Source organism: Novacetimonas pomaceti (genome assembly GCF_003207955.1).
GTDB classification, from domain to species: domain Bacteria; phylum Pseudomonadota; class Alphaproteobacteria; order Acetobacterales; family Acetobacteraceae; genus Novacetimonas; species Novacetimonas pomaceti.
Window position 1 is genome coordinate 1 of record NZ_NOXG01000009.1, and the last position, 25,539, is coordinate 25,539.

Genomic DNA, 25,539 nt, shown 5'->3' on the forward strand with positions numbered 1-25,539 from the left:
GCATCGGGTTTTCTTATAGCTTACGAAAATTTCTTTTGTGCAAAACAGACTTTTTCATAATCTAACCCGATGTACAACCCTTCTGTGAGATTTCCGCGTCGAAGCCTCGCAATGGTACCCGCAGGTGGATTTCAGCAGCCTGAACGGCGACCTGATGAAATCCACCTCGCTGGCGAACGCGATGCCCCATGTGGACGACCTGCCACGGGACCCGCATGCCTCGCTGCTGTCCTATGGCTTTGGCGCAAGCTGGCAGATCGACCTGTTCGGGCGCATTCGCCACCAGGTCGATGCCAGTGACAGGGTGATTGAACAGGCGCAGGAAAACCGGCACGCCATCATGCTGACCGTCCTGGCCGAGGTCGCGCGCAATTACATGACGTTACGCGGCACACAGCAGCGCCTGGGCATCATCGACCGCCATATCGTCACGGCAACGCGCCTGCATGACCGTGCCGTGCGCCTGCAACGCGCGGGGGTTGGAAACACCCTGCACGTTGCCCAGACGTCCTCCCTGCTGCACACGCAGCAGTCACAGCGCGCCGTCCTGCACAAGACGATTGCCCAGAGCCTGCATGCGCTTGACATTCTGGTGGGACAGCTGCCGGGTTCGCTGCGCGCGGAACTGACATCCCCTTCCCCACTGCCGAAGGTTCCGCCTGCGCCACGGACGCTTCCGGGGCGGCTGCTGCGCCATCGTCCGGACATACGCAGGGCAGAGCGCATGTATGCACAGGCCATGGACGGCATCGGCACCGAAGTCGCGCGCATGTATCCGGACCTTACCCTTCCCCTGACCTACAATCCCAATGCCTCCACCTTTTCGCAACTGTTCGAGACCGGCGCGCAGGCATGGCGCATGCTGGCCCTGACATCCCTGCCGCTGGGGCATGGGGGACAGCAGCAGGCGCGCGTACGTTCCGCGCAGGCGATCGCCGAAGCCGAACGGCTGAAATACCACCAGCAGATCCTGATCGCGTTACGGGAAGTGGAAGACGCTATCGTGGCGTGGAACGGCAAGAAGACGCATGTGCGCCTGCTGCATCAGGCCGCGCAGGACAGCAGGCTGGCAAACCTGCGCAGCCGCAGGCTGTACGAGGCCGGTATTTCCGATCTCCTTAACGTGCTGGAGACGGAACAGTCGGCCCTGCGGGCGGAAAATACCGAGTTATGCGCCCATATCGACTGGCTTTACCGCACGGTGGACCTGCATGTGGCGCTGGGCAGCGGGTGGGAAAACCGTACATAGGCGCACGACTCCACAATACAGAATTATAAAATATATTGTGCGTCGCACAATTAAAACAGAAATACGAATTTTATTATTGTAAAGTTACCATAAATACTTGACATCCAGCGTCCTGTTTCAGATGTTTGTCGCAGGCTACCAAAAACAAAAAAAGACGCTCAGCCATGAAACAAGCCTGCCTGCTACTCCTTCCTTTCGTGGGGCTGTTATGGGTCCCCCTGTATAACAGGATGGATCCGAGCCTGTTCGGATTTCCCTTTTTCTACTGGTACCAGCTGGCCTGGGTGCCGATCACGTCGGTCCTGATCTGGTGTGCCTGGAAAACGGGGAAACGCTCATGAACTCCGCACCCGCATCCAACGCCACCGGGATTGGCGTGTTCCTTTTCTTTTTTTTCGCCACCATATTCCTGGGAACAACCGTTCGTTTCTGGCGCCCGCTTTTCCAGCGGGGACAGGCCGCGCCCACCACCGACAAAAATGACGAATGGGGCCTGGGGGGGCGCCAGTTCGGGGCATGGATCACATGGTTCCTGGTGGGAGGGGATTTCTATACGGCCTATACCGTCATCGCGGTCCCGGCCCTTGTCTATTCCACGGGCGCCTATGGATTTTTTGCCCTGCCCTATACCATTATCGTCTATCCGTTCATTTTCGCGGTCATGCCGCGCCTGTGGACGATCGCCCGTAATGGCGGCCACTCCACCGCGGCGGATATCGTGCGGGCGCGTTTCAACAGCCGCACGCTGGAACTGGCCATCGCCCTGAGCGGGCTTGTCGCCGTGCTGCCGTATATCGCGCTTCAGCTGATCGGAATCCGCACCGTGATCGAGGCGCTTGGATTTTCCGGCACGCTGCCGCTGGTTTTCGCGTTCGTGTCACTGGCGGCCTATACATGGCTGGGTGGGCTGCATGCCCCTGCCCTTACGGCATTCATCAAGGATGTCATGATCTATATCGCGGTACTGGCGGCGGTCACGATCGTGCCGATCCATCTGGGTGGATATGGCGCGATGTTTTCGGTCGCGGCCCGCCACCTGCCGCCCACAGGATCCGGACACCCCCTTGGTGACGCGCAGGTTATTCCCTATGCCACGCTGGCGCTGTCTTCCGCCTTTGCCGCGTTTCTCTATCCCCATACCCTGACAGGAATCCTGGCGGCGAAATCGGCGGATACCATTCGGCAGAACGCGGTTTTCCTGCCGATTTATACCATCGTGCTGGGCCTGATCGCGATGCTGGGCCTTATGGCCCATGCCGCAGGCATCGTGACCTCTTCCTCATCGCAGGTCGTGCCGCAGCTTTTCCTTGCGATTTTCCCATCATGGTTCGCAGGATTCTGTTTCGCCGCCATCGCGATCGGGGCGCTGGTGCCCGCATCCGTCATGGCCATCGGCGCGGCCAACCTTATCATGCATAACATCCTGCCCAGCCACAAGAATTCCGCCAGCGGAGCGCGCATCGCGGGATTTGGCATCAAGGTGGGGGCGCTGTTATGCGTCCTGTTCCTGAATGCGAAATTCGCCATTGACCTGCAACTGCTGGGCGGGGTGATCATCCTGCAGACATTCCCGGCCCTGGTCATGGGCCTCCTGCCGTTGCGCATGCCTGCCCCGGCCCTGCTCCTTGGCTGGGTCATCGGGTCGGTTTCAGGATTGTGGCTCTGCTGGATGGATGGTCTGAAACCGCTGCACAGCGTCGGCTCAGGCGGGTTTTCCGTCGCGATCTCGACCGGGCTTCTGGCGCTGGGGATCAATATTGTCGTGACACTGGGCTGTTCGCTCATGATGCGGGCCCTGTTTCCGTCCGCATCCCGCCTGACGGTCCCGGCAGAGCAGCAGGGAGAATAACATTCCACCACAAAGGCGGGAGAAGGCCCCTCCCGCCACCCGGAAGGAAATATTCAAGAACAGCTTTATTCAGGCAGGTCTTTTTCCTTGCGTTCCTTTTCCGCCCCTATGCTCATGCGTTGATAGACGCCAAGCACAAGCACCATCAGCGTCGCCGTCAGCAACAGGAAAACCGGATAGACCATTTCGGCGGGTTGTTTGTTGCTGACCTCGAAAACCCCGACAAGGCCCTCGATAAATACAGCAATAATGATGGTGGTGATAAAGCGTGTCAGGCTGATCCGTGCTTCGGACAGGGTCTGCTTCCCCTTGATCTGCACGACTTCTTCTTCGAGGAAATATTTTGCGACGTCGAAAACGGCAATGGCAATCACGACGTAACTGACCGCCTGTATGACGGCATCACGCATGCCCAGCCAGGAATTCCGCATCGCGATGACCGGTCCGGAAAGACCATAGGCCATCAGTGCCATGGCCAGCAGGATCAGGATACCACTGGCGACGGCAAAGGCAATTCTCGAGAGGAAGCGCATTTGAACCAAAGCGACCTCAAACCAGAATTTCCGATATTTTTACTTGTTTTATTTATAAAAAAAGGGGCGCAAGCACCCCTTTTCTTCAATGACAGTCAGGCAGCCTGCAGGTTTGCAGCCGACGTCTTGCCATTACGACCCGTTTCCAGATCGTAAGATACTTTCTGGCCTTCGTTCAGGCCATGCATGCCCGCGCGCTCCACGGCGCTGATGTGAACGAACACGTCCGCCGTGCCATCGTCCGCTTCAAGAAAGCCGAAACCCTTCTGGGCGTTGAACCATTTAACTGTGCCTGTAGCCATGACAGGACTCCTATATAACCCGGCAGCCATGCGACCTTGCATGGATTAAAACCCTTCATTTGCGGAGAAACGTGAGCGTGCCCATCAGGCACCTGGTAGTTTTACCGTGGCAGAAAAGTTCAGCCGTGGGTCGTGTATAAATCAAACCATGTTCAAATGCACGGCTTTTGTCATTCTACCCCCAGAACAATCGTGTCCTTCATGCAGTTCAATGAACGGATATCGCCTGAAACAGGCGGTTTTCCCCCATTTATATTTTTACGGAATTCTGTACTTTTCTTGCCGGCATGACAGCCTGCCGCGGCCTGCGGGCATGGGATTGCACCCCGTCCCGCATGTCGCGGCATCCGGCATGCCTGTTCTCCATTACGTGATGGCATCCCGACCGATGCCTTGCGCATTCTGAATATTGTCCTGACAGGAGCGTCGTGATGACGAAGGTTCTCGTACTTTATTATTCCACTTATGGTCATATAGAAGTCATGGCCCATGCCGTGGCGGAAGGCGTGCGCCAGGCAGGTGTTACGGTCGATGTCAAACGCGTGCCGGAAACGGTTCCCGAGGAAATTGCCCGCACCAGCCACTTCAAGCTGGATCAGGCCGCCCCCATCGCAACCCCCGAGGAACTTCCGGATTATGACGCCATTATTGTTGGCGCGCCGACCCGTTTCGGCCGCCTGCCGTCGCAGATGGCCAGTTTCTGGGACCGGACGGGCGGACTGTGGGCCAAGGGTGCGCTGATCGGCAAGCTGGGCGCGGCCTTTACCTCGACCGCGGTACAGCATGGGGGACAGGAAACGACGCTGTTTTCAATCCTGACCAACCTGATCCACCACGGCATGGTGGTCAGCGGACTTCCCTACAGCTTCGCGGGGCAGATGCGGCTGGATGAAATCACTGGCGGCGCCCCGTATGGCGCAACGACCATCGCCGCGGGCGACGGTTCACGACAGGTTACCGACAATGAGCGCGAGGGCGCGCGTTTTCTGGGCCGGCACGTCGCGGAACTGGCGACAAAACTGTCGGGCCAGATATCACTTTAAACATCAATCGCCCCACATCGGATCGGGAGCAAGGAAATGACAGGGACAAATCTTTCTCTTCCCCTCGCGATCCTGCTGTGTGCGGGCGTGCTGTCCCCGGTGGGCGGCATGTCCGCCCACGCCCAGGCCACAATCGCGCCGCGCGATGTCAGGGCGGGCACCTATCAGGTCGATCCCGTGCATACAGAGGCAGGATTTTCGGTGCTCCACATGGGGTTCAGTCATTATAGCGGTATGTTTTCAAACATTTCGGGCACCCTGACCCTTGATCCGCGCCACCTGCCGGCCACGAATTTGCACGTCATCATTCCCATCGCGTCCATCCAGACGCCCAGCATGAAGCTGGATAATGAACTGCGCGGTTCCGAATGGTTTGATACCGCCCGGTTCGCGGACGCGACATTCGTTTCCATCAGCCTGCGTCAGACAGGACCGGACGCGGCCACGCTGAACGGGCTGCTTTCGCTGCATGGAATCACGCATCCCCTGATCCTGCAGGTGCGTTTCGTGGGCGCCGGAATCAATCCGATGAACAGGAAATATACGGTGGGTTTTGACGCGACCGGCACGCTGCGACGCAGCGATTATGGCATCACGGCCTATCTTCCGATGATTGGCGATACGGTGACGCTGCGCATCGCGGGCGCGTTTGAACGACAGGATCAGGAACAGCCGGGCCTCAAATGACAGGACGGGCCGCATGGCTGCTTGCGACAAGCAGCAGGCGATATATATCGACATTTCCAAGCATTTATTATGCTTTTATGAAAACAATAAAGAACTGACATGAACGAAAAGACTGGATGTTCAGGATCGTTACCATTTACAACATTCGAAAACTGATGGCCGCTGCATATCTGTTCCCCCACAGACCGCTTCCCCTTTTTATGTAATGAGGCCGCCTTTTGGTGCATCCTGAGATGTGCGCTGTCGATCATGGGGCATACCGCCCCCTCCCTGCGCCGCCAGAATCGTGAGGTTCTTCCTGAATATCGTCATTCGCAGACGCTTCGACCGAAACCTGCCATTCGGACCGATTTCCTCGATCAGGGTCCTCAGGCGGTTCTGTCCTGACCAGCAAAGACAGATTGCATCACGCCCATCACTTACGGCCATGCAGTCCATTCTGTCATCCAGAGCCCGACACGCCCGGAAACATGTAGCCCCACCATCGTGGAAAGTATCCTACGAATACAATTCAAAATAGAAAAATGGTTTAGCACCCTGCCATTTCAATGTATTTTATATAATGCATATTCATGGAATCTTTGATATTAAAAACATCCCCTGTAAATCCTTTAATCAATACCAGAACAATTCTGGCGGATAGAATAATTTATCGCATATCAGATCGGCATTTTCCGACATGTGGTTTCCCATCCAGGTCTGTAATAACCCATGCCGCCTGTGTGGCATGCTGAATGAGACCCCGCATCTACGTCACGGACAGGCATGGACCATGCAGTCGGGACGGAATGTGGAACATGCGCCATTCGAGGGATACTTCTTTTCAGGGCGCGATATCGCCCCTGTGTGTTCCCCCCCACGAACATAGCCACCATGCCATCAGGGCAACATGCCTGCGCGTGACAGCCCTGCTCCTGCTGCTTCTTTCACTCTCCGGCTTTCCGCTGCGGGCGCATGCGGCAGACACGGCATCAGCCTCCCCTGCCATGACACCTGAACAGGCGCAGCAGGTCCTGTCGGTCATGAATGACCCCGAAAAACGGCAGGCATTCGTGGAAACTCTCTCCGCCATCGCAACCACCCTGCCCGCTGCGCCGGCAAAGGCGCCCGCCCCTGCCGCCGCGCCGCCGGCGGGACATGCGCAGGACGAGGTTTCCGTACAACCCGACAGCCTGGGTAGCGACTTTGTGCAGGACATGTCGTCACTGCGTGGCCGCCTGCTGATACAGGCGCAGCATTTCGTCGCGCTGTTCGGCGATCTCGTCTTTGTCGTGCACTGGACGCACACCGTATTCACGAACCCGCAGTCACGCGGAATCATGCTCGACGCGGTGGGACGCGCGACCGCCATCCTGCTGATCGCCCTTGCGGCGGAACATGTCTTTTCGCTTCTGCTGCGCAGGCCCCTGGCAAACGTGACCGCGCGCGCGATCGCGACCGAACGCCGCATGGTCCCGTCCGCTGCCGCGACCGCCTCAACCACCACGCAACAGACCAGCGACAGCACGGACACCCAACAGACGCAGCAACTCGACACACAGGCACAGCATGCGACACTGCGCCTGCTGGCCCGGGTTCCCTATTCCCTGCTGCACCTGCTGATAAAGCTTCTGCCGGTAGGGCTGTTTCTGGCACTGGGCTACAGTTTTGCCTACATGCTGACGACAACCCATCAGGCGGCCCTCGTCACGATCACGCTGACCAATGCCTATGTCGTCGCGCGCGTCGTGTACCTGCTGATGGAGACCCTGTTCGTTCCCCATTCCCCGGCCATCCGCCTGTGCAACGCCAGTGACCAGACCGCCTTCATGGTGACCCGCTGGCTCAATTTCCTGGTGGCGGCACCTTCGGTCGTCGTCTGCCTGTCCACGCTGGGCGGGGTATTTGACATGCCCGCCCGTGGGACGGAGGCGATCATACGCACCGTGGTCCTGGTGGAACATATCCTGGTGGCGATCTTCACATGGCGCGTGCGCATGCATGTGGCGGCCGCCCTGCAGCCATCCGACCGGCTGAAAAAACAGCCTTTCTGGATGTTCATGGGACGGCTGGTCTACCTGTGGTGGATCCCGGCGATGTTCTTCAACTTCGCCCTGTGGCTGATATGGGCCACGCATATCAGCGGCGGGTACGAATGGATCATACGGACCGTCATCCTGACGACGCTGGTCGTGATATTGTCACGCCTGTTCACTGTGCTGGCCTACAACCTGCAGAACCGTCTGTTCCATATCTCTCCCGCGCTGGAGGCGCGTTATCCCGGCCTGCAGGCGCGCGTGGATTATTACTATCCCATCTCGCGCAGGATCCTTGCTTTCCTGCTGTATTTCGCCACCGCCGTCCTGTTCCTGCAGTCGCTGGGCCTGCCTGCGATCCACTTCTTCATGTATGGCCGCCTTGGCACAAAAATTGTCGAGGCGATCCTGACGGTCCTCGTGGCCTATACGATTGCCGTCATCGTGTGGGAAGGCATCAACGCCGCGCTGCAGAGCCAGATCAGCCATTTCGAAAGCACATCGCAGGAAGGGCGCGCCAGCCGCCTGCGAACGGTCCTGCCCATCATCAAGACCGTCCTGCTGGCGATCATCGTCATTATCGTGGCGGTGACCACCCTGTCGCAGATCGGGATCAATGTCGCGCCGCTGCTGACGGGCGCGGGCATCATGGGTGCCGCCATCGCCTTTGGCGCGCAGAGCCTGGTCAAGGATTTCATCACCGGCTTTTTCATGCTGGCGGAAAACGCCATCCAGGTTGGGGACTGGGTCACCGCCAGCGGCATTTCAGGTACGGTGGAACACCTGTCGATCCGCACGCTGCGCCTGCGTTCAGTAAACGGCGACCTTCACATCATCCCGTTCTCCGAGGTGTCATCCATCGCCAACACGTCGCGCGATTACAACCTCGTCGTCACCAATTTCATGATCGACCTGAGCGAGGACCCCCAGCGTGTCGCGGCAATCCTGCATGACGAGTTGGAAAAACTGCGCAAGACCACGCGGTATGGCCACCTGATCCTGTCGGAATTCTCGTTCCTCGGGATTGAGCAGGCAGATGGCAATGGCGCCAATTTCCTTGGCGCGTTCCGGACGGTGCCGGGCTCGAAATGGACGGTCTATCGCGCGTATTACAGCAGGCTTGCGGTGCGGATGACCAAGGAAGGGGTCAAATTCCCCGTCCCCAGCAGCATCAGCTTCCTTGGGAACATGCCGGGCACGTCCGCTCTGGATATAAAATATGCCGACGCCCCCAATGTCACGCCGGGCCAGCAGGCCGCGCCGCCACACGCGGAGGCATGAAAAAACAATGCCTGCCCCGCGACATGCGTGGGCAGGCAACGACAGGACCGTTTTGTGGCCGGCACCCTCCCGCGCCCGGTACCGGACGCGGGAGCAGCAGCATCAGGCGACGCGGATGTCGATCTTATGCAGCGCCTTGAGGGCGTGGGCATCCGGATGACCGACATGGAACGGCTCTTCAGGCAGCAGCTTGACATCAGTGATGTCCGCCAGGCGCAGGCAGCTCCACTGTCCCGTGGGCGGAACGCCTTTTTCATGCGCGTCTTCACCGCGAGAGATCAGCACCAGCCCGCCCCCGTCGCCTTCCCCCAGCGCATGGGGAGAGCCGATGTAGTTCTTGCCGTCGAAGGTAAAGCCAACAACGACTTTTTTCTGGATTGCATCACGAAGGATATCGCGAACTGACATTAGTATTTTCCGTCTTGACTGGAGGAAACTCTTGCATCCGTTGTTATAACGGAGGTTGCCTTTATACCCCTCCCGCCAGAACAGAGAAGTGTTGCGCACTGTTGCCAGGTGCAATCCTGACCTGCGCCGCAGGACGCGGTCGGTCCGCATCGCCTTTTGTCATGCCGGTTGTCCCATCGGGGACGGACAGGCCGTCATGTCCGATCGCAGCGGGGATATGGGGAACGACCGCCCCTGTCCCGGCGTGGTCCGTGCGCCAGCGTTCAGTATTTCAGGATGCTGGCGGTCGCATCCGACAGATCAGACAGTCCGCATGTCCCGTTCCATACGCCATAGGAAAGCAGGGCAAGCAGGGACAGCCCGATAATGCCAGCCCCGACATCTTCGTATCGCAGGGAAGCCTTGGCCTTTCCCATGCGGCCCGAACGCCACCCGGTCCACCATCCCGACGGTGAACGCAATGGAAGACTGGATATCAGCTTTGACATCAATTGGAATCCCGGACCACGAGATGAAGAGAATTCGCACTGCGGGAAAACGGACAGCCGGTTCCATCAGCGCACTGCCGCGCCATGCGACATCGGCCGCTGCATGTCGCCATCCGGTTTGTCTGGGCATTTAAGTCCATGACGCCTGAGTTCCTGTGCAATATTTATATGCGTATATAATATGTAAATTATAGCCACATGCAACAAGATGTGCGATAAATATGATTTTTATTAAATTTACATATTAAATTCGTTATTTATGCCATCTGCCGGAAACACCGTGCACGCATTCCTTCACCTACATGCGGGAATTGCTCCGCCACCTTTCGCCTGCTAACGATTGTCCGCCATTTCCGTGCCCCTGTCCTTCCTGACAGCCAACGGGATTTCATGAAGGCATTGCCATGACGATCACACGACAGAAGGGAGACCTGGCCATCATCGCATGGCCGCTGATCCTGCTGGCGTTGATCAGTCGCATCGCCTTCGGCGGCATCGCCACGCCAGATGACGTGCTGCATCCGCAAACGGAACGCCTGTCGCTGCTGTCGATCCTGTGTCAGGGGGACATGCCCCCGGATGACGGTCATCATGACCATCACCTACCCGTGGGGGATACAGCGACCCTCCTGACGGACGCACACGGACTGGACGGCCCCCTGTCGGGGGAAGCTGGCTTTTCCGCGCTGGGTTCCGGCATCCTGATATCGCGCCTGTGGATCTTTCCGCCCGTGCGTGGGCCGCCACGCGCCCGTTACTGCGCGCTCTGCCCGCAGGGACCACCCCACCTGAGCTGAATCACGTGCTTTCCGCCCCGCCTTTGCGCGGGCGTACCCGATTCATCTTTCAGGTCATCCCAACATGTATCCTGCATTCAGTGCGATGCTCCGCCACGCGGGCATGGCTGGCTGCGCACTGGCCTTTCTGGCCAGTGCGCCGACCATGCCGGCCCGCGCTGGCGACGCGCCTTCAACATCGGATCCCTCCCGCATCCAGCATCCCCGCAAGCCGGCATCACGTGGCGACACATCCCCCGGACGGACAGTCCCACAGCCGCCACACGAGACGATCACGGTTATCGGCACATCATCCCATCCCGCGGCCGCGAACGTGCGCCCCGCCGGTCAGACGACCTACAGCGCGTCACGCGACGCTTTCGCCACGCATGTGGGCCAGAGCGTCGCCGACATGGTGGTGACCATTCCGGGCGTCAGTTTCGTCGCGGGAAACGGCCCCCGCGATGTCGTGGTCTCGGTACGCGGATCGGGTGACCGGCAGGCATATGGCATGAAGAACATTCAGGTGCTGGAGGACGGCTTTCCCATGACCCAGCCGGATGGCACGGCCCGGTCCGACCTGATTGATCCCCATGCCTATGACGGTATCGACGTGTTTCAGGGACCGGCCTCCACCGTTTATGGCAATTACGCCATCAATGGCGCGATCAATTTCCGGACGCGCCAGGGGGCCGATATCCACGGGGTCGAAATCGGGTCAGATTTCGGCAGCTTTGGCATGATCAACAATTACGCGACGCTGGGCCTGGCGGGAAAGAAATATGACCTTGCCATCTTCGGCAGCGACGTGCGCGGCAACGGCTTCATCGCCAACAGCGGATACCAGACATCGACCGAAAACCTGCGCCTGCGGATCAACCTGACATCTACGGACCGCCTGATCGTCAAATTCGTCAATAATATAACCGACGCCTATCTGCCGGTGCGCCTGTCGCTGGCACAGTACAAGGCCAATCCCTTTCAGTCCGGGTGCAGCGATGCCAGCCATGCCGCCGCCGGATGCGCCAGCGTCAGCCTGCTGGAAAATGGCAGCTACGGAACCCGCGTCGCGGTCAGCCCCCAGGCGGCGGGCCTCGGCCGGTTTGACCGTCGCACGGTCGCGGGGGTGCGATGGGAACATGACGTCAACGCCAGCACGACCGTGCGAACCCAGTTCACTTACGACCAGAGGCATATCGACCAGCCCACCTCCCCCTATGCCTATACCGGGCCATACGATTCCTATGCAGGCAGCAGCGACGTCACCAGCAGGTCACGTGTCGGCGGAATGGATCTGACCAGTTTCGGGGGAATCAGCTTTGACGACATGGATGCCCTGTCCATGGTCTATAACGTCACGCCTGCCGGTCATGCCCATCAGGGCGCGCTGAGCCAGTCGAGCTGGAGCCATCAGTGGAACGCGGGCCTGCGGTTTCACGAAGACCTGCACTTTGCCCGGTCATGGCATCTTGTCGTGGGGCTTGGGGGGACATATTCCGGGCTGCACGCGGCAGAAACCCTGTTTACCGGCAGCGCGGCGGGCACCAGCCAGCGGGTCGTGGCGGCGGACCGGCACTTCTTCAACCTCGCGCCGGAAGCATCGCTCATCTACGCGCCATCACGGGCATGGACACTGCACGCGCGCGTGGGCACGGCCTATGCCACGCCCACCACCTCCAACCTGTTCATCACGCCACGGGGCACCTATGGCAACAATACGCAACTCCGCAGCGAGACAAGCCTGGGGTTCGACCTGGGGATGGACTGGCATCCGCTGCCCACCCTCAATCTTCAGGCGACAGGCTTTTATGAGTTCTATCATAACGAACTGGTCAGCCAGTCGGCAGGCGTGAACACCGTGGGATCCTATACCTTCAACGCGCCGGCATCCCAGCATCGCGGCGTGGAAATCGGGGCGACATGGACGCCGCTGCCCCGTGCCCTGCCGGGGGGACGCATCATGCTGAGCTATACCTATGACAACCAGATTTACACCAGTTATACTGAAGTACTGTCCAATACCACGATGTCACGTGCCCTTGACCGATCCGGCAGAAGCATCCCCGGCGTCATTCCCCATTTCCTGAATGCCCGCTTCCTTTATGACCAGCCGGACGGTCCGCTGGAGGGTATCGGCGGCTATGTCGAGGTCACATGGCGCGGCGATTACTGGCTGGACAATGCCAATATCCTCAAGGCGCCGGGATATGACCTGCTCAATCTCGAACTGCATTATGACCCGCCCGAACGCTTCGGCTTCGCACATTATCTGCATGGTTTTTTCGAGATACAGAACCTTGCCAACCAGACCTATATTGCCGGGGCGACCAACATTACCGACGTGCTGGGCGCCAATGGTCGCGATGCCGGGGCGTCAACGCTGGCGACGCGCACGGGGTCGATTTACGCCGGCTCTCCCCGCGCTTTCTTCGGCGGCGTCAGAATCCGGTTCTAGGCCACTGGCCGCCATCGATCGCGCCGCCTCAGCCTCCGGGCAGGAGATTGCGCAGCCGCGTTGCAATCTCCTCCGCGCTGGAATCGACGGGAAACATCGATACCAGATGATTGTTCCCATCCATCAGGAACAGCATCGAACTGTGATCGATCTGGTAATTACCGGCAGTGGCGGCGGTCATCTGGCGGGGACGGACCGTGACATGGAATTCCGCCGCCACCTTGCGGATATCCTGCGGATCGCCGGTCAGGCCGACAATGCGGGGGGAAAAGGACGCCACATAGGCATGGACCCTTGCCGGGGTATCGCGCGCCGGATCGACGGAAATGAAAACCGGCGTGACCTGCCGTCCACGTTCCCCCAGCCGGCCCAGCGCCGCCGTGACGGTCGCAAGCGTCAGCGGGCAGACATCAAGGCAGTGGGTATATCCAAAATACAGCAGCGTATAATGTCCCTGAAACGATCGTTCCGTGACAGGATGGCCATGGTCATCGACAAGGGCGTACGGCCCCCCGATCACCCCGGCCGGCCTTTCTGCGATCAGGGTCCGGAACGCCGCCGCCGCGCACAGCAGCACGGCGGCCACGCCGGACAGGACCAGCACGGCGCGCCGGTCATGCCGTCCGCGCGCCCGGTCCGTCCTGTCCCGTCCGCCCTTTCCTGCGCGCGGGGGCCGGGGGAAGGATGACGAACGCTTCATGTCCCTGTCGTTACCCCATCTGCCGCCGCAATGCCATGGATGGACATGTCACCTCATCCGGTCCTGCTGGGTCACCGGGCATGACGCGCGGGCAATGCGCCCCGTCAGGGCTGGTGATGAATACAGATTGCCTGCATGACATGTTCACGGATACGATGCGCCCTGTTGTAACGCAATGTGCGCAATAGGGGATTTTGTTGTATATCAAGCGCAACCTGTTACTGGTCGCTGCGGGTGTGATCGGCCTTGCCACCCTGCTGTCCCTGGGAGGATATTTCCTCTGGACGGACCATAGTGACAAGGACTTCGCCAAGCATAATGTGCTGATAAAGCATTCGCAGGAGGAAGCTGCCTATGCCAGTCAGCTCGACGCCGCGAACCAGACCGTCGTGCGCGACCAGAGCATCTTCCTTGACGTGCACCTGACGGATTTTGACCAGATGGCAACCGAACAGGAAAAGGCATGGCTGCTGAAGGAATATCAGAAGTTCGATGTCAGCCGCGTCAAGGTTTTCGACGGCCTTCACATTTTCCCCTACAAGCCGATTTCCTGCACGGTAAGGCTGTGCTTCGTGCCCATCTTCGCCGAAGAGACCTATGATGATCTGGAAAATCACCGGAAATACATTCAGGTCGATGCGCTGGATGGCATATCACGCACGCTGATCATGGACGCCGAGCAGTTCTGGCGTCTGCGTAAGCTGGTAATCCATGATGACAATATCCTGTTCGCGCATCTCAAGGACAGGATGGCGCAGTATGAAAAAGAAGTCGAAATACGCAAGATGAAGGATGAAATGGGGATAAAATAGGATTCCTCCCGTCCGACCCCTGTCGTCCCATGGGATTGTCATGAATGCTGTTGCCCATTGATGAAAAAGAGGATGTCATCCTCGATATCCGCTATGCCTCCCGCAACAACTTCGTGGGACGCCCGATATATGACCGTGGGGTCGCCCTTCTCCGGGCAGAGGCCCATGCCGCGTTTCATCGTGCCCTCGCCCGCGCGCGGGCCATCGGTCTGGGTTTCAGGGTATTCGACGCCTTCCGGCCGCTGGAGGCACAGGCCATCCTGTGGCATGCGATATCGGACAGCGCCTTCGTGGCTGATCCCGCGCTGGGCGGTACGCATCCGCGTGGCATCGCGATTGATCTGACCCTGTTCGATCCCGCGACGGGATACAACCTGCCAATGGGCACGGATTTCGACGCCATGACGCCCCTGTCCGCCCATGGCGCGCTGGACGGGCTTTCATCTGACGCCATCCACAACCGTGCCCTGTTGCTGGGCATCATGACCGCGACTGGCTGGGAACCTTACGAACCGGAATGGTGGCACTACAACCTTCCATCACGCGAAAACTTCCCGACCATGACAGCCGCGGATGTTCCTGATGGCCCCCTGCAGGCCGACACCGGCGCCACCTGAATGTAATTCCCGGGGCGGCGAGGAACAGCCCCGGGAAATTTCCATGGCATAATATTTTACAAAGCCTGACATGAACGCCATATTTTTTGAAAAATACGACGTATTTTCAAAGATTTTTGGATATCATTGGGCTGAACTTTCCAATCAGTCCCTTATTCCTGGCCCCGTTTCATACGACCGGCGACAGCAGTTTTTCCCCGGCGTAAAAAGCCGCCACATTTTTCAGCACCATCTCCCCCATCGCCAGCCGTGTCTCGACCGTAGCACTGGCGCGATGCGGCTGAAGCACCACATTATCCATTCCCAGCAAGGCAGGCGGAACGTCGGGCTCATGGGCAAAGACATCCAGCCCGGCCCCCCCTATCCGCCCCTGCTGCAGGGCCGCGACCAGGGCGTCTTCATCCACGACGCTTCCACGCGCGACATTGATCAGCAATCCTTCCGGCCCCAGTGCCTCCAGCACTTTGGCATTGACGATCCCGCGCGATCCCGCGCCGCCTGCCGCCGCGACCACCAGAATCTCGCTCGAACGGGCAAGGTCCTCCAGATCCGCATGGAAGGCAAAACCGACATCCGTCATTTCCCGCACATCATTATAGGCGACGCGCATGCCAAAGGCCTCCGCCCTGCGGGCGATCGCGCGGCCGACATGCCCCATCCCCACGATCCCCATGACGCGTCCCGTCACCCGATGTCCCAGCGGGATTGGTGCCCCCTGGGGCCATTTTCCGTCACGCACATACCGATCACCCCGAACAATCCCCCTGCTGAGCGCCAGAAGCAGCGCAATCGCCATATCCGCCACGTCGTCGGTCAGGACACCCGGAGTGGTGGTGACATGGATATTGCGTTGGCGCGCCACGTTGAGGTCAACCGCATCCGTGCCGATCCCGTTGATGGCGATCAGCCCCAGCTGTGGCAGGGCCGCCATGATATCGGGGGGAACACCGGTCCCGCCGCCGGTAACCACGGCACGGATGCGCGGCGCGATGGCCGGAAGGGCCGGCACATCGGGAAGGTAATGCACCGTATAGGCATCGTTCAGTGCCTTCTCGATCCGGGGCATCATGCGTTCCATCAACAAGATATCGGGTTTCATCGGTGTTCTCCTTCTTCGATGGGGGAAAGAACATAACAGCAGGCCGCGATATTTCGCGCCCACCAATGCATCAATAATGCGCCATATCCTTCTTACCCGGCGGGATTTACCTGCGCAGTCCCCTTGCAGCCATGCCCTTTCCCACCCACGCAATCGCGCCAGCGGGGATATTTTCCACCCCGCCCGCGTGGACGCGACAGGTGGATGTTTTTTTCATGAAACGATATGGACAATCGTATATATCCATCCTTTGCATGACATGACCACGGCGGGATCCGGCGGTATCGTCCCTCATTATTGGATACATGGGAAAAGAACTGGAAAACATGAAGAACAGGACCAGTTTCCGCCTGCATCTTTTACCCTCATCCATCCGGTAATCCATGACGACAGGATTTCGCCCGCGCAGGAACGACAGCCTGCATGCTGCATTCCTGCGCCTGATGCCAGCCAGCCTGACGCACTGGCTGGGTGCGCGGGCCATCAGCATGGCACCGGAGCAGATCGCCCTGCGCGAGGGATTGCGCGCCGCGCTGGCGGTGGGGATCATGATGGCACTTGCCATGGCGCTGGGCATGCCGTTGATGGCATGGTCCGCCTTTGCCGCGTTCTGGACCTGTCTGGTCGATCCGGGGGGACCGCTGCATGTCCGGCTGCGCACGCTGCTGGCATTTGGCCTGATTGGCACGGTCATTGCCGCCGTCATGTCCATGGCCGCGGGATATGGCCCCATGATGGCCGCGCCATGTCTGGGGGCAATCGTATTCGCCTGTGGCGTCGGGCGGCTGCGTGGCGCCATCACGACGCAGGTCGGGGCGCTGGCGGCCATCGTTGCCGTGGTGGCGGTATGTTATCCCATGCCGCCACATGGCGCGCTGGCAATCGCGGGGCTGTTCGCGCTGGGATCGGGATGGGCGCTGGCCATCTGCATTGTCGCATGGCCGGTCGATGCCGATGCCCCGCTGCGTCAGGCATGTGCCGCGATTTTCCGGGAGGAAGGACGCATGGCACGTCAGCTGATGACGCCACGTCCGGGTTTTCCTGACGGGACGCCAAATGCCCCACGTGATACTGGCGCCTATCGACGCGAAATCCGCATGCGCATCGAACTGGCGCGGGGACGTATCGAAACGCTCTCCCCCTATACCGCCAGCGACCAGACGCGCGCCCTGCTGTTATCGACGCTGGAGACAGCCGACAGGATTTTCGTGGTCCTCATCGCCTTTGAACACGCTGTCCTGTCCCAGCCACCTTCCCCGGAACAGCGGCGGGTCATCCGTCGATTCATGAGCGTGATGGAACGCACCGCCCGGATGATGATCCAGCCCCTTCCCGATGTCCGGAAACTGGAACAGCAGGTTGCGTGGCTTCGTGCGTCGTCCGGGGACAAAAATGCCCTTTTCGGATCAGGCGCGCTGATCTGCGCGGAGGCATTGGGGAATTTTATCGCAACCCTGCAGGACACGCCTCGCCGCGCCCCTGTGCCAATGAAAAACCGCCCCCCGCCTTCCGCGTCGAAATGGCATGGGTGGCAGGTGGTCATGCGCCATTCCGCGCGCCTGTCCGTGTCCGTCCTGATCGCCTATGGCATCACGCTGGAATTCGCCCTTCCCTATGCCTATTGGGCCATGATGGCTGTGATCGTGGTCATGCAGCCACAGGCGACGGCCACGCTGCCGCGTACGATCGAACGTGTCATCGGCAGCATCGCCGGTGGGATGGCCGCCGCCATCATGGGTGTCATATTTCCCGTATGGCTGATACTGGCGACGATTTTCCCGCTTGCCGCGGCGACCATCGCATTCCGGGCGGTCAATTACACGCTGCTTGTCCTGTTCATGACGCAGCTGTTCGTACTGGTCACGGATCTGGTCAGCCCGGCGATGGGCTGGGATGTCGGCCTGGCGCGTTCGCTGGACAATATCATCGGCAGTCTGGTCGGATTTGCGGGATGCCTGCTGCTCTGGCCGGAACGACGCTCCCCTCCGCTTGCGGCACAGGTGGCTGATGCATTCATCGCCAATATCCGTTACGCCATGATGGCGACAACCTTTCCCATCACGGATCATGGCAGGATCGAACAGGCCCGGCGCATGGCCGGCACCGCCAGCACGCGGGCCGAAATCCGTTATCAGCAGAACAGGCTGGAAGGGCTGCGCAGGTCCCCCCGACTGGAGATGACGGGGCAGATCCTGCTTTCGCTACGCCACATCGCGGGCGCGGCAAGTGTCGAGTGGATGGAACGTTCCTGCGTCCCATCCGATACGTGCCCGCCACCATCACCACGATGGGACATGATCAGGCAACGGATGGCATGGTCGGATATCGTCGCGACAGCCCCGGACATTGCGCCAACGCTTGAGGAAATGGCGGCGATGCTGAACGATCCCGCCATCGTGCCTGAAAACGCCCGGACCTGATACCGCCGCGCCTTGCCACGCGCTGTTTCCAAAATCCTCAAAATAACACTGTATTTTTAAAAAAGTCGGCACCCGAAAACTTTTGTCATTTGGGCCAACAGGTCGTTTTCAGACAATCCTTTCAGGAATCCAGCACCGAACGCGGACGTCCGTTGGCGTCAAGGGCGACAAAAACGAAATGTCCTTCGGTTACTTTCTGGATTTCGCTTGTATGACGCACCCGCCGCCATGCCTCGACCGCGATGGTCATGGAGGTACGGCCAACCTTTATGATGCTTGTGTAAATACTGACCTCATCACCGACCGCGACGGGCCGATGGAATACAACCCGGTCAATCGCGACCGTGGCACACCGTCCCCGCGCCCGCAGGGCCGCCGTGGTGCTGGCGGCGATATCCATCTGTGATATCAGCCACCCGCCAAAGATATCCCCCGCCGGATTGGTATCAGCGGGCATGGCCACGACACGGATGGCCAGATCGCCTGACGGACCGGCAGTATTTTCATTCATGAGTTTCCCCTTTCACGCCAGGCGTGCATTTTTCTTGTTTTCGGAATGGGAAGGGTGGATTTTCGAATTCTGTCTTTTTATGAACAGCCTGTACCATACATGATTGTTTTCAGGTCATGCAGCCACGCGGCCCCGGCACGCCGCACATTTTTGTGACAGGTCGCGGCCTTAGAAATCACACGAAATACGTCCCCCCACAAATCGCGGCGCCCCGGGGATATAGAAATATGTCGTGGTCGCCATCCCCCCACTTTCGGCATAACGCCGGTTCAGCAGGTTGGTGGCGTAAACGGTCGCAGACCAGTGGCTGGACGCGGGATGAAACGTCATATGCGCGCCCAGCAGGAAATATGGTGGAAGACGATAGAAACCCGTCCCCCCGGGGGTGATCGCCTGGCTGTCGCGATAGAGCCAGTCGGGCCCCACATCCAGCCCATAATGCGGCCCCAGGGGCTGCCGCCATTCCGCATTGCCATTCAGCGTCAGCTTGGGCTGCCCATTATCAACCCCGGCGAAATTGTCATCTATGGCCTTCCACACGCCATGCTGCGCGTAATAGGCATTGGTCGCGGCACGGTTCACGGTGGGGAAATTCTGGAAATTACCACGCTGCCAGCCCAGATTCTGCGTTACGAACAGATGCGCGAACGGGTGGATATCCAGCGTCGCCTCAAATCCCCAGCTTTCGGATTTGGGGGCGTTGGTGATTTCACTCAACGGACCATAATTGGGGATCAGCACGGTCCCGACAATCTGCTGGTTATGATAATCGTTATAAAATGCCGCGGCATTGAGACGCAGCCTGTTCGGGAACGGATCGCTTTTCAGGCCAAGTTCATAGGTCAGCACGGTTTCCGGCTTAAAGGGATCAAGCTGCGCCTGGACCTGGGTATTGTTTGCGGTAAAGCCGCCGGGCTTGAATCCCTTGCTGATCTTGAAATAGACCAGCGCATGCCGGGCTGCCTGCCATGATACGCCCGCCTGTCCCGCATACTGCGCGGCGGCCGTGCTTTCCCCATGGAAATCCTGCTGGCTTCTACCAAAAATGACCGACTGAAGGCCGGAGATGGAACGGTCATCAATTTCATGCAGCAACCCCGCCCACAGGGTAACGCCATGGGGAAAGCGATAGCTGATGTTCCCGAATTCCGACGTGCTTTCCTGATCCATGCCGAAATGGGTCGCCATCATGTACCCGCGCTGTGGCACGTAATCGGTATAATCGAAAAAGAACCGCTGCTGCATGCGGCTGCGCTGGTAAAATGCGCCGACAGTCCACTGGAACCTGTCATGGGGATGCGATGACTGAAGCCGCGCCTCCTGCGTAAAGGCGTTCGCATCGATGGTGCGATAGGTATCGGCCTGCGCCAGGGCCGTGCCGTCCTGATCGGTATATTCTCCCTCACGTTCGGTCTCGAACGCGCTGATGGACGAGAAGGTCACCGGCCCGAAATCATGGGAAAAATGAACGTCCGCGCCCCAGAACTGGTCATGCTCGCTGGGCTTCAGGCCGGTCTTGCGACCGATCAGGTGCGCGAACGCGTCACGCATGGACCATTCGGTCTGCTGCCAGCCTTCCACCGGCAGGCCGGAGGTACCAACAAGCTGGTGGACGGGAATGCCGTTGACGACCTCGTTGTCGTCCTGCGTGAAATGACCCGATATCATCAGGGTCGTATGGCTGTCGGGCGTCCATTTCAGCTTGCCACGCAGGGCCCACAGGTTGGCATCCCCCAGATGATCGCCATTGAGGGGATCGCGCTGCCACCCGCCCCCCTGCTGTGTCTGCCCCGCGAGGCGAAAGCTCAGCCCCTTTGCAAGCGGCCCGGAAACGTAAGCCTCGCTCCGGCTGCGGGCATACGACGCGATATCCTGCCGGGCGCCGTAATGCCACGTATCGGTCGGGTCATTGGTGCGCAGGCGCACCTCCCCGCCTGTATCCGACTGCCCATGGCGCGTTCCCACCGGGCCGGGCGTCACTTCCGCGCCCGCCATGTCGAACATCATCCCGTCCGTCATGGTGGAAAAAGCAAAGGGCACATCATCGAAATAGGACAGGACGGTGGGCATATTGTTCTGCGTGAAGTCGTTGAAACCGACACCACGCAGGTAAAAGTTGGTCGAGGCCGTTCCATTGATGCTCTGGATGGTCAGGTTCGGCGCCACCCGCTCCAGCCCGCGCAGGGAGACCACGCCACGCTCGATCAGGCGGGCGGCCGTCAGTCGCGTATCCGCGTCAGGGACATGCTGGGCCTCGGGATAGGAAAAATCACGGCGCTGCGCATTCACCGTGATGGCCTCCACCCTGGGACGCGCGGGGGTTGCCGGGCGCTGGTGACGCGGGCGGCCATGATGCGGGTTCCCTGTGGCCGCCTGGACATGCAGGGGGAACGTCAGGATCGCCAGCCCCCATGCCATCAGCCGGACATGGCGACGCGACAGGACAGGCAGCGCGGGGTCAGGTCGTCTCAAGGCAGGTCGCATCGGGATATTTCTGTCATATTCCAGCATTCGTACGGCTTCATGACGTCATTTCATGCTGGTATGAACGCGTACCCCTGCAATCCATGCGTGGATAACGGCATATCTGGCACACATGTCGCATCCGTCACGGGACATAACCATCCTGCTCCTGCTGTCATTTCCGGATGGAACCATAAGGGCCATGGCAATGATGTAAACCGCCGCGATATGCCCCCATATCCCTGCCGAGGGGGCATATGTATCGGAACGCATCATCTGGAATGTTATGACAATATTTGCTCTATTTCGACAGGGACGGACTTTTACATTCCCATTTCGAAAAATACAACCGGGATATGGACTGTATGTGGCCCTCGACATCCGGATGCCACCCACGAACAAAAATCGCGACAAGCAGCAGCAGCGCCAGAACGGATACGACAGGACTGAATTTTTTCTGGAAATCCTCCGTCCAGATGCGAAACCCCATCACCATGACAAGGCCCACCGTCCCGCCGACAACCGTTTCCGTCACGGTATGATAGCCCAGCGCAACGCGGGTCCATCCCTCGACCACCGCGATGGCCAGCGCGCCACCCATCAGCACGGACCGCCGCACGCGGGTCAGGGACAGCAGCCCGCCATAGACCATCGTTGCCGCCATGGTATGGCCGCTGGGACTGTACAGGACGCGATGACGGCCGGGACCACATGCCTCCAGATAGAGCTTGAGCAGCAGCACCAGTCCCGAACCGGCCCCGATCATGACCGCCCATGCCATGGCCATGCGCCAGCAGCGGCATAACAGGAAAACGAGAAAGACACCTGCCTCGATGGGAATGATGACTGCCTGATCCCCGGCATTGGTAATGAACTGCATCCGGTGTCACCCTGTTTCACGCATGAATCTGCGGCCTGTCCGTCTCCGTCATGGCATGTCCCCGCGCCACCTGCGCATACATGTCCGGCAGGGCCAGCTGCGCGGGCCGTGACGCGCGCGCCGCCATGCAGAGCAGGTCGATACGGGCAATCGCGGCGATCAGCATCGCGATCAGCAGGTAAAAATCGAGGAAGCCTACCGTCGGGCTTGAAAGGCTGGCCGCGATCAGGCGGGCGACCAGCGCGGGGATCACCCCCTCGATCACCAGCCGCTCGGGGCCGGGGCTGACGCGCTTTCGCGCGCCCATCGCCGCGCGCAGCAGCTTCCAGTCGAAAACCATCAGCCCCATCACCCCCACCAGGCCGATGGTCGATAAAAGGCCGGGCAGCAGGCTCGAGGCCCGGTTGCTGCCCCACCCCACCCCGAGGCCATAGGTTTCGGCCACCAGCGACATGGAATCACGATCAACCTGCGAACGGTCCTGATAGGACTGGCTGTCCTTCTTTTCGGCCGTGGACTGGAATACGAACTGCGCTGCCGGCACGACCTGGGGGGCAACGGTCACCAGCACCAGCACCCCGATCCCCAGAAGGGCGATCCCCACCGCGATCATCCGGCTTATGTTCCCCAGCAGCTTCATCGCCCCTGTCGCCAGGGCCGCGACCGGCAGCAGGCATATCTCCACCGCCACGGTAATGAACCCGGTGGTCGAGGTCGTGCAGACCAGCGCCATGGCCGAGGCGGGAACCAGCCATTTCGCGGATGCCACGGAATATCCCTGCAGGACGATCCAGACACTTGAAAACAGGATTTCGCTGAGGAACGCGGCGCAGGCGGCTGGTTCGGAAAAGGAGGCGTTGATACGCGGCACGGGCCCGGCCATCTGGGTATTGAGCACCGCCCAGCCGGGATTGGAATAAAAGAACGTATCGGGGAACGGGATCCCGGCGACCCTGTGCGCGAACTGCCACATGCAGATGCCCACGACACACCATCCCGACAGCAGGAAGGTGCGATACAGCCGGTCCAGCCGCACGTCCGTGCGCGTCATGAAGCGCGCGGCGATCACAAGGAAGACGGCATTGATCACAAGATACATATCCTGTGAGATATTGCCGAAATTGGGGGCCAGCAGGACCCTGCCCCCCACGGAATCACTTTTCTGCGGCCAGACCATGACCTGGTTCATGAACAGGCGCGGCATGATGATGGAGGCCAGCAGCGTCCACCCCACCACCAGAATGAACGGAAGGCAGAGCGCCATGACCGTCCGTTCCCCGGGATAATGGACCCCCATTATCCATTGCAGGAGTACGAAGCTCATGAATGCCATGGCGGGCACCATGGCGGGCTGAACCCCCAGCCCGCCCAGAATCAGCGCGGCGGAAGCCGGAAGGACCCCCGCCAGCAGCAGGATATGAAGCATCCAGATCGGACGCATCCACAACAGGAGACAAAGCGGGAACAGGATTATTCCGACAAGTGGAATGGTCATCGCGCGTAACCTCTGCCTTTCCCATCAGTCCCCTTTCACCCCTATTCCGCCGCCTGCATTCCCCGTTCATGGACGTCATGCATGGCGCGTTCCACCACCCTGAACATGCCCTGCCGGAAGGCGTCGCGTGAAAAGCGCCGGGCATTGATCCGGCAGGCCTGCGGGGTGATCCTGTCCTGCATGCCCTCGAACCGTTCGACCGCCTCAATGATGGCCGCGGCATCCTGTCGCGCGAACAGAACGCCTGTCGGACCGTCGGGCGCGTCCTCGCCCCGCACGATGTCGCATGCCCCCCCACGCCCGAAAACGATCAGGGGCGTGCCGCAGGCCTGCGCCTCCACCATCGCGATGCCGAAATCCTCCTCCCCGGCGAAGACAAAGGCACGCGCCCCGCGCATCATCGCCAGGACTTCGGCATCACTGACACGGCCGCGAAAGACGATGTTTGGCGCATCCCCCGCGACCTTGCGGATCCGCTCACGCTCCGGCCCGTCGCCCGCGACATGCAGGATACGCTGCGGCATGCGGCGGAATGCCTCCACCACAAGGTCGATGCGCTTGTAGGGCACCATGCGCGATATCACGACATACGCATCACCCCGCGGCTGTTCCGGTCCATCAAAACGCGCGATATCGACCGGGGGGTACACAACCGTCGCCTCACGACGGTAAACCTTCATGATCCGGCGCGCGATATAGCTGGAATTCGCGACAAAGGCATCCACCCCCGCCGCGGACCGCACGTCCCAGTTGCGCAGGCGGTGCAGCAGCCAGCGCGCATACAGCCCCCGCGCCCCACGTTCCATGCGTCCCTGCCGCAGATACGCGGCCTGCATGTCCCAGGCATATCGCATCGGTGAATGCACGTAACAGACATGCACCTGATCCGGTCCCGTAATAACGCCTTTCGCCACCGCATGATTGCTCGAAATCACAAGGTCAAAGCCCGACAGGTCCAGCTGTTCGATCGCAATGGGCATCAGGCCGAGATAGTAGCGAAAATATTTCCGCGCGAGGGGCAGGTTCTGGATGAATGTGGTCTGAACACGACGCCCGCCCAGCATGACGCGCTCGGCCCCCGGCATGAAATCGACGATGGCGAACAGCGCCGCCTGCGGATACATGACCAGAAGCTGTTCCAGCACGCGTTCGGAACCGGCATAATGTTCCAGCCATTCATGAACGATGGCCACGCGCATCGTCTTTTGTTCCGGCTGCACCGGATGAAGAACATTCATGAACGGACCCTCCCGCTTCCCGATGGCAACGGTTTCTTACCGCGCGGGAAGCTGCATGCTTTACAGATGAAAGACGTGGGCGTTATCCATATCCCGAGATATCAATACTGAAGGCAACATCCGCCCATCCATGAACGCGAACGGATGCGTTGCCGCGCAGGAGATGACCCTTGCCCCTGAAATCGCGCAGGAAACCATCGAGCATTTCCCCTGCCGCT

General features: G+C 59.8%; 21 protein-coding genes and 1 pseudogene. 11 read left to right on the top strand and 11 right to left on the bottom strand.

The window, feature by feature from the left end:
• Positions 1–109: 109 nt before the first annotated feature.
• The 3 genes and pseudogenes from CFR71_RS17195 to CFR71_RS09215 all read left to right on the top strand — a co-directional run.
• Positions 110–1,249: pseudogene (locus CFR71_RS17195) on the top strand (TolC family protein); the annotation flags it as partial.
• A 164-nt stretch (positions 1,250–1,413) separates the two neighbouring features.
• Positions 1,414–1,590, top strand: coding sequence for a DUF3311 domain-containing protein (locus tag CFR71_RS09210; RefSeq protein ID WP_110530442.1), 177 nt, complete (start codon positions 1,414–1,416; stop codon positions 1,588–1,590).
• Positions 1,587–3,098, top strand: coding sequence for a sodium:solute symporter family protein (locus CFR71_RS09215; RefSeq protein ID WP_110530444.1), 1,512 nt, complete (start codon positions 1,587–1,589; stop codon positions 3,096–3,098). Before CFR71_RS09210 ends, CFR71_RS09215 begins: the two co-directional genes overlap by 4 nt.
• 65 nt (positions 3,099–3,163) lie before the next feature.
• Here CFR71_RS09215 and CFR71_RS09220 read toward each other — a convergent pair whose 3' ends face one another.
• Together CFR71_RS09220 and CFR71_RS09225 are read right to left on the bottom strand one after the other, a co-directional pair.
• Positions 3,164–3,631, bottom strand: a complete 468-nt coding sequence (locus tag CFR71_RS09220; protein WP_110530446.1) for a hypothetical protein — start codon at positions 3,629–3,631, stop codon at positions 3,164–3,166.
• A gap of 95 nt (positions 3,632–3,726) precedes the next feature.
• On the bottom strand, positions 3,727–3,933 hold the full coding sequence (locus CFR71_RS09225; RefSeq protein WP_110530512.1) for a cold-shock protein: 207 nt from the start codon (positions 3,931–3,933) through the stop codon (positions 3,727–3,729).
• Between the two features lie 431 nt (positions 3,934–4,364).
• Between CFR71_RS09225 and wrbA the strand changes: the two genes are divergently transcribed.
• From wrbA to CFR71_RS09240, 3 genes are all read left to right on the top strand, one after another.
• Positions 4,365–4,976 (top strand): NAD(P)H:quinone oxidoreductase, encoded by a 612-nt coding sequence (wrbA, locus tag CFR71_RS09230; RefSeq protein WP_110530447.1) that lies wholly within the window; start codon positions 4,365–4,367, stop codon positions 4,974–4,976.
• A gap of 36 nt (positions 4,977–5,012) precedes the next feature.
• On the top strand, positions 5,013–5,663 hold the full coding sequence (locus CFR71_RS09235) for a YceI family protein (RefSeq protein WP_239020340.1): 651 nt from the start codon (positions 5,013–5,015) through the stop codon (positions 5,661–5,663).
• A gap of 797 nt (positions 5,664–6,460) precedes the next feature.
• A complete protein-coding gene (locus tag CFR71_RS09240; protein ID WP_110530516.1) occupies positions 6,461–8,959 on the top strand; it encodes a mechanosensitive ion channel family protein in 2,499 nt (832 codons plus the stop codon).
• Between the two features lie 102 nt (positions 8,960–9,061).
• Here the strand turns inward: CFR71_RS09240 and CFR71_RS09245 are convergent, their stop codons facing one another.
• Both CFR71_RS09245 and CFR71_RS16175 read right to left on the bottom strand, forming a co-directional pair.
• Positions 9,062–9,367, bottom strand: a complete 306-nt coding sequence (locus tag CFR71_RS09245) for a hypothetical protein (protein ID WP_110530448.1) — start codon at positions 9,365–9,367, stop codon at positions 9,062–9,064.
• Positions 9,368–9,630: 263 nt separating this feature from the next.
• Positions 9,631–9,855, bottom strand: a complete 225-nt coding sequence (locus CFR71_RS16175) for a hypothetical protein (RefSeq protein WP_133251123.1) — start codon at positions 9,853–9,855, stop codon at positions 9,631–9,633.
• Between the two features lie 404 nt (positions 9,856–10,259).
• On the opposite strand from CFR71_RS16175, the gene CFR71_RS09250 reads away from it, so the two are divergent.
• On the top strand, positions 10,260–10,652 hold the full coding sequence (locus CFR71_RS09250) for a hypothetical protein (protein WP_110530449.1): 393 nt from the start codon (positions 10,260–10,262) through the stop codon (positions 10,650–10,652).
• An 85-nt stretch (positions 10,653–10,737) separates the two neighbouring features.
• Entirely contained in the window at positions 10,738–13,086 is a 2,349-nt protein-coding gene (locus CFR71_RS09255) for a TonB-dependent receptor family protein (protein ID WP_408891811.1), read from the top strand.
• Positions 13,087–13,114: 28 nt separating this feature from the next.
• Here CFR71_RS09255 and CFR71_RS09260 read toward each other — a convergent pair whose 3' ends face one another.
• Positions 13,115–13,786, bottom strand: a complete 672-nt coding sequence (locus tag CFR71_RS09260; protein WP_110530450.1) for an SCO family protein — start codon at positions 13,784–13,786, stop codon at positions 13,115–13,117.
• Between the two features lie 194 nt (positions 13,787–13,980).
• Between CFR71_RS09260 and CFR71_RS09265 the strand changes: the two genes are divergently transcribed.
• Both CFR71_RS09265 and ddpX read left to right on the top strand, forming a co-directional pair.
• Positions 13,981–14,598, top strand: coding sequence for a hypothetical protein (locus tag CFR71_RS09265; RefSeq protein ID WP_239019280.1), 618 nt, complete (start codon positions 13,981–13,983; stop codon positions 14,596–14,598).
• Positions 14,599–14,642: 44 nt separating this feature from the next.
• Complete coding sequence (gene ddpX, locus CFR71_RS09270; RefSeq protein WP_110530452.1) at positions 14,643–15,215, top strand: D-alanyl-D-alanine dipeptidase; 573 nt, start codon at positions 14,643–14,645, stop codon at positions 15,213–15,215.
• A gap of 169 nt (positions 15,216–15,384) precedes the next feature.
• Here ddpX and CFR71_RS09275 read toward each other — a convergent pair whose 3' ends face one another.
• Complete coding sequence (locus CFR71_RS09275; RefSeq protein ID WP_110530453.1) at positions 15,385–16,314, bottom strand: 2-hydroxyacid dehydrogenase; 930 nt, start codon at positions 16,312–16,314, stop codon at positions 15,385–15,387.
• 383 nt (positions 16,315–16,697) lie between these two features.
• On the opposite strand from CFR71_RS09275, the gene CFR71_RS09285 reads away from it, so the two are divergent.
• Entirely contained in the window at positions 16,698–18,734 is a 2,037-nt protein-coding gene (locus CFR71_RS09285) for an FUSC family protein (RefSeq protein WP_110530455.1), read from the top strand.
• A gap of 121 nt (positions 18,735–18,855) precedes the next feature.
• Here CFR71_RS09285 and CFR71_RS09290 read toward each other — a convergent pair whose 3' ends face one another.
• The 5 genes from CFR71_RS09290 to CFR71_RS09315 form a co-directional block, all read right to left on the bottom strand.
• Positions 18,856–19,245 carry an acyl-CoA thioesterase gene (locus CFR71_RS09290; RefSeq protein WP_110530456.1) on the bottom strand — a complete coding sequence of 130 codons (390 nt, stop codon included), beginning with the start codon at positions 19,243–19,245 and terminating at the stop codon, positions 18,856–18,858.
• 168 nt (positions 19,246–19,413) lie between these two features.
• Positions 19,414–21,663, bottom strand: coding sequence for a TonB-dependent receptor (locus tag CFR71_RS09295; RefSeq protein WP_207781360.1), 2,250 nt, complete (start codon positions 21,661–21,663; stop codon positions 19,414–19,416).
• Between the two features lie 346 nt (positions 21,664–22,009).
• Complete coding sequence (locus CFR71_RS09305; RefSeq protein ID WP_110530458.1) at positions 22,010–22,588, bottom strand: phosphatase PAP2 family protein; 579 nt, start codon at positions 22,586–22,588, stop codon at positions 22,010–22,012.
• A gap of 16 nt (positions 22,589–22,604) precedes the next feature.
• Entirely contained in the window at positions 22,605–24,083 is a 1,479-nt protein-coding gene (locus tag CFR71_RS09310; RefSeq protein ID WP_110530459.1) for a hypothetical protein, read from the bottom strand.
• A 41-nt stretch (positions 24,084–24,124) separates the two neighbouring features.
• Complete coding sequence (locus CFR71_RS09315; protein ID WP_110530460.1) at positions 24,125–25,321, bottom strand: glycosyltransferase; 1,197 nt, start codon at positions 25,319–25,321, stop codon at positions 24,125–24,127.
• Positions 25,322–25,539: the final 218 nt, after the last annotated feature.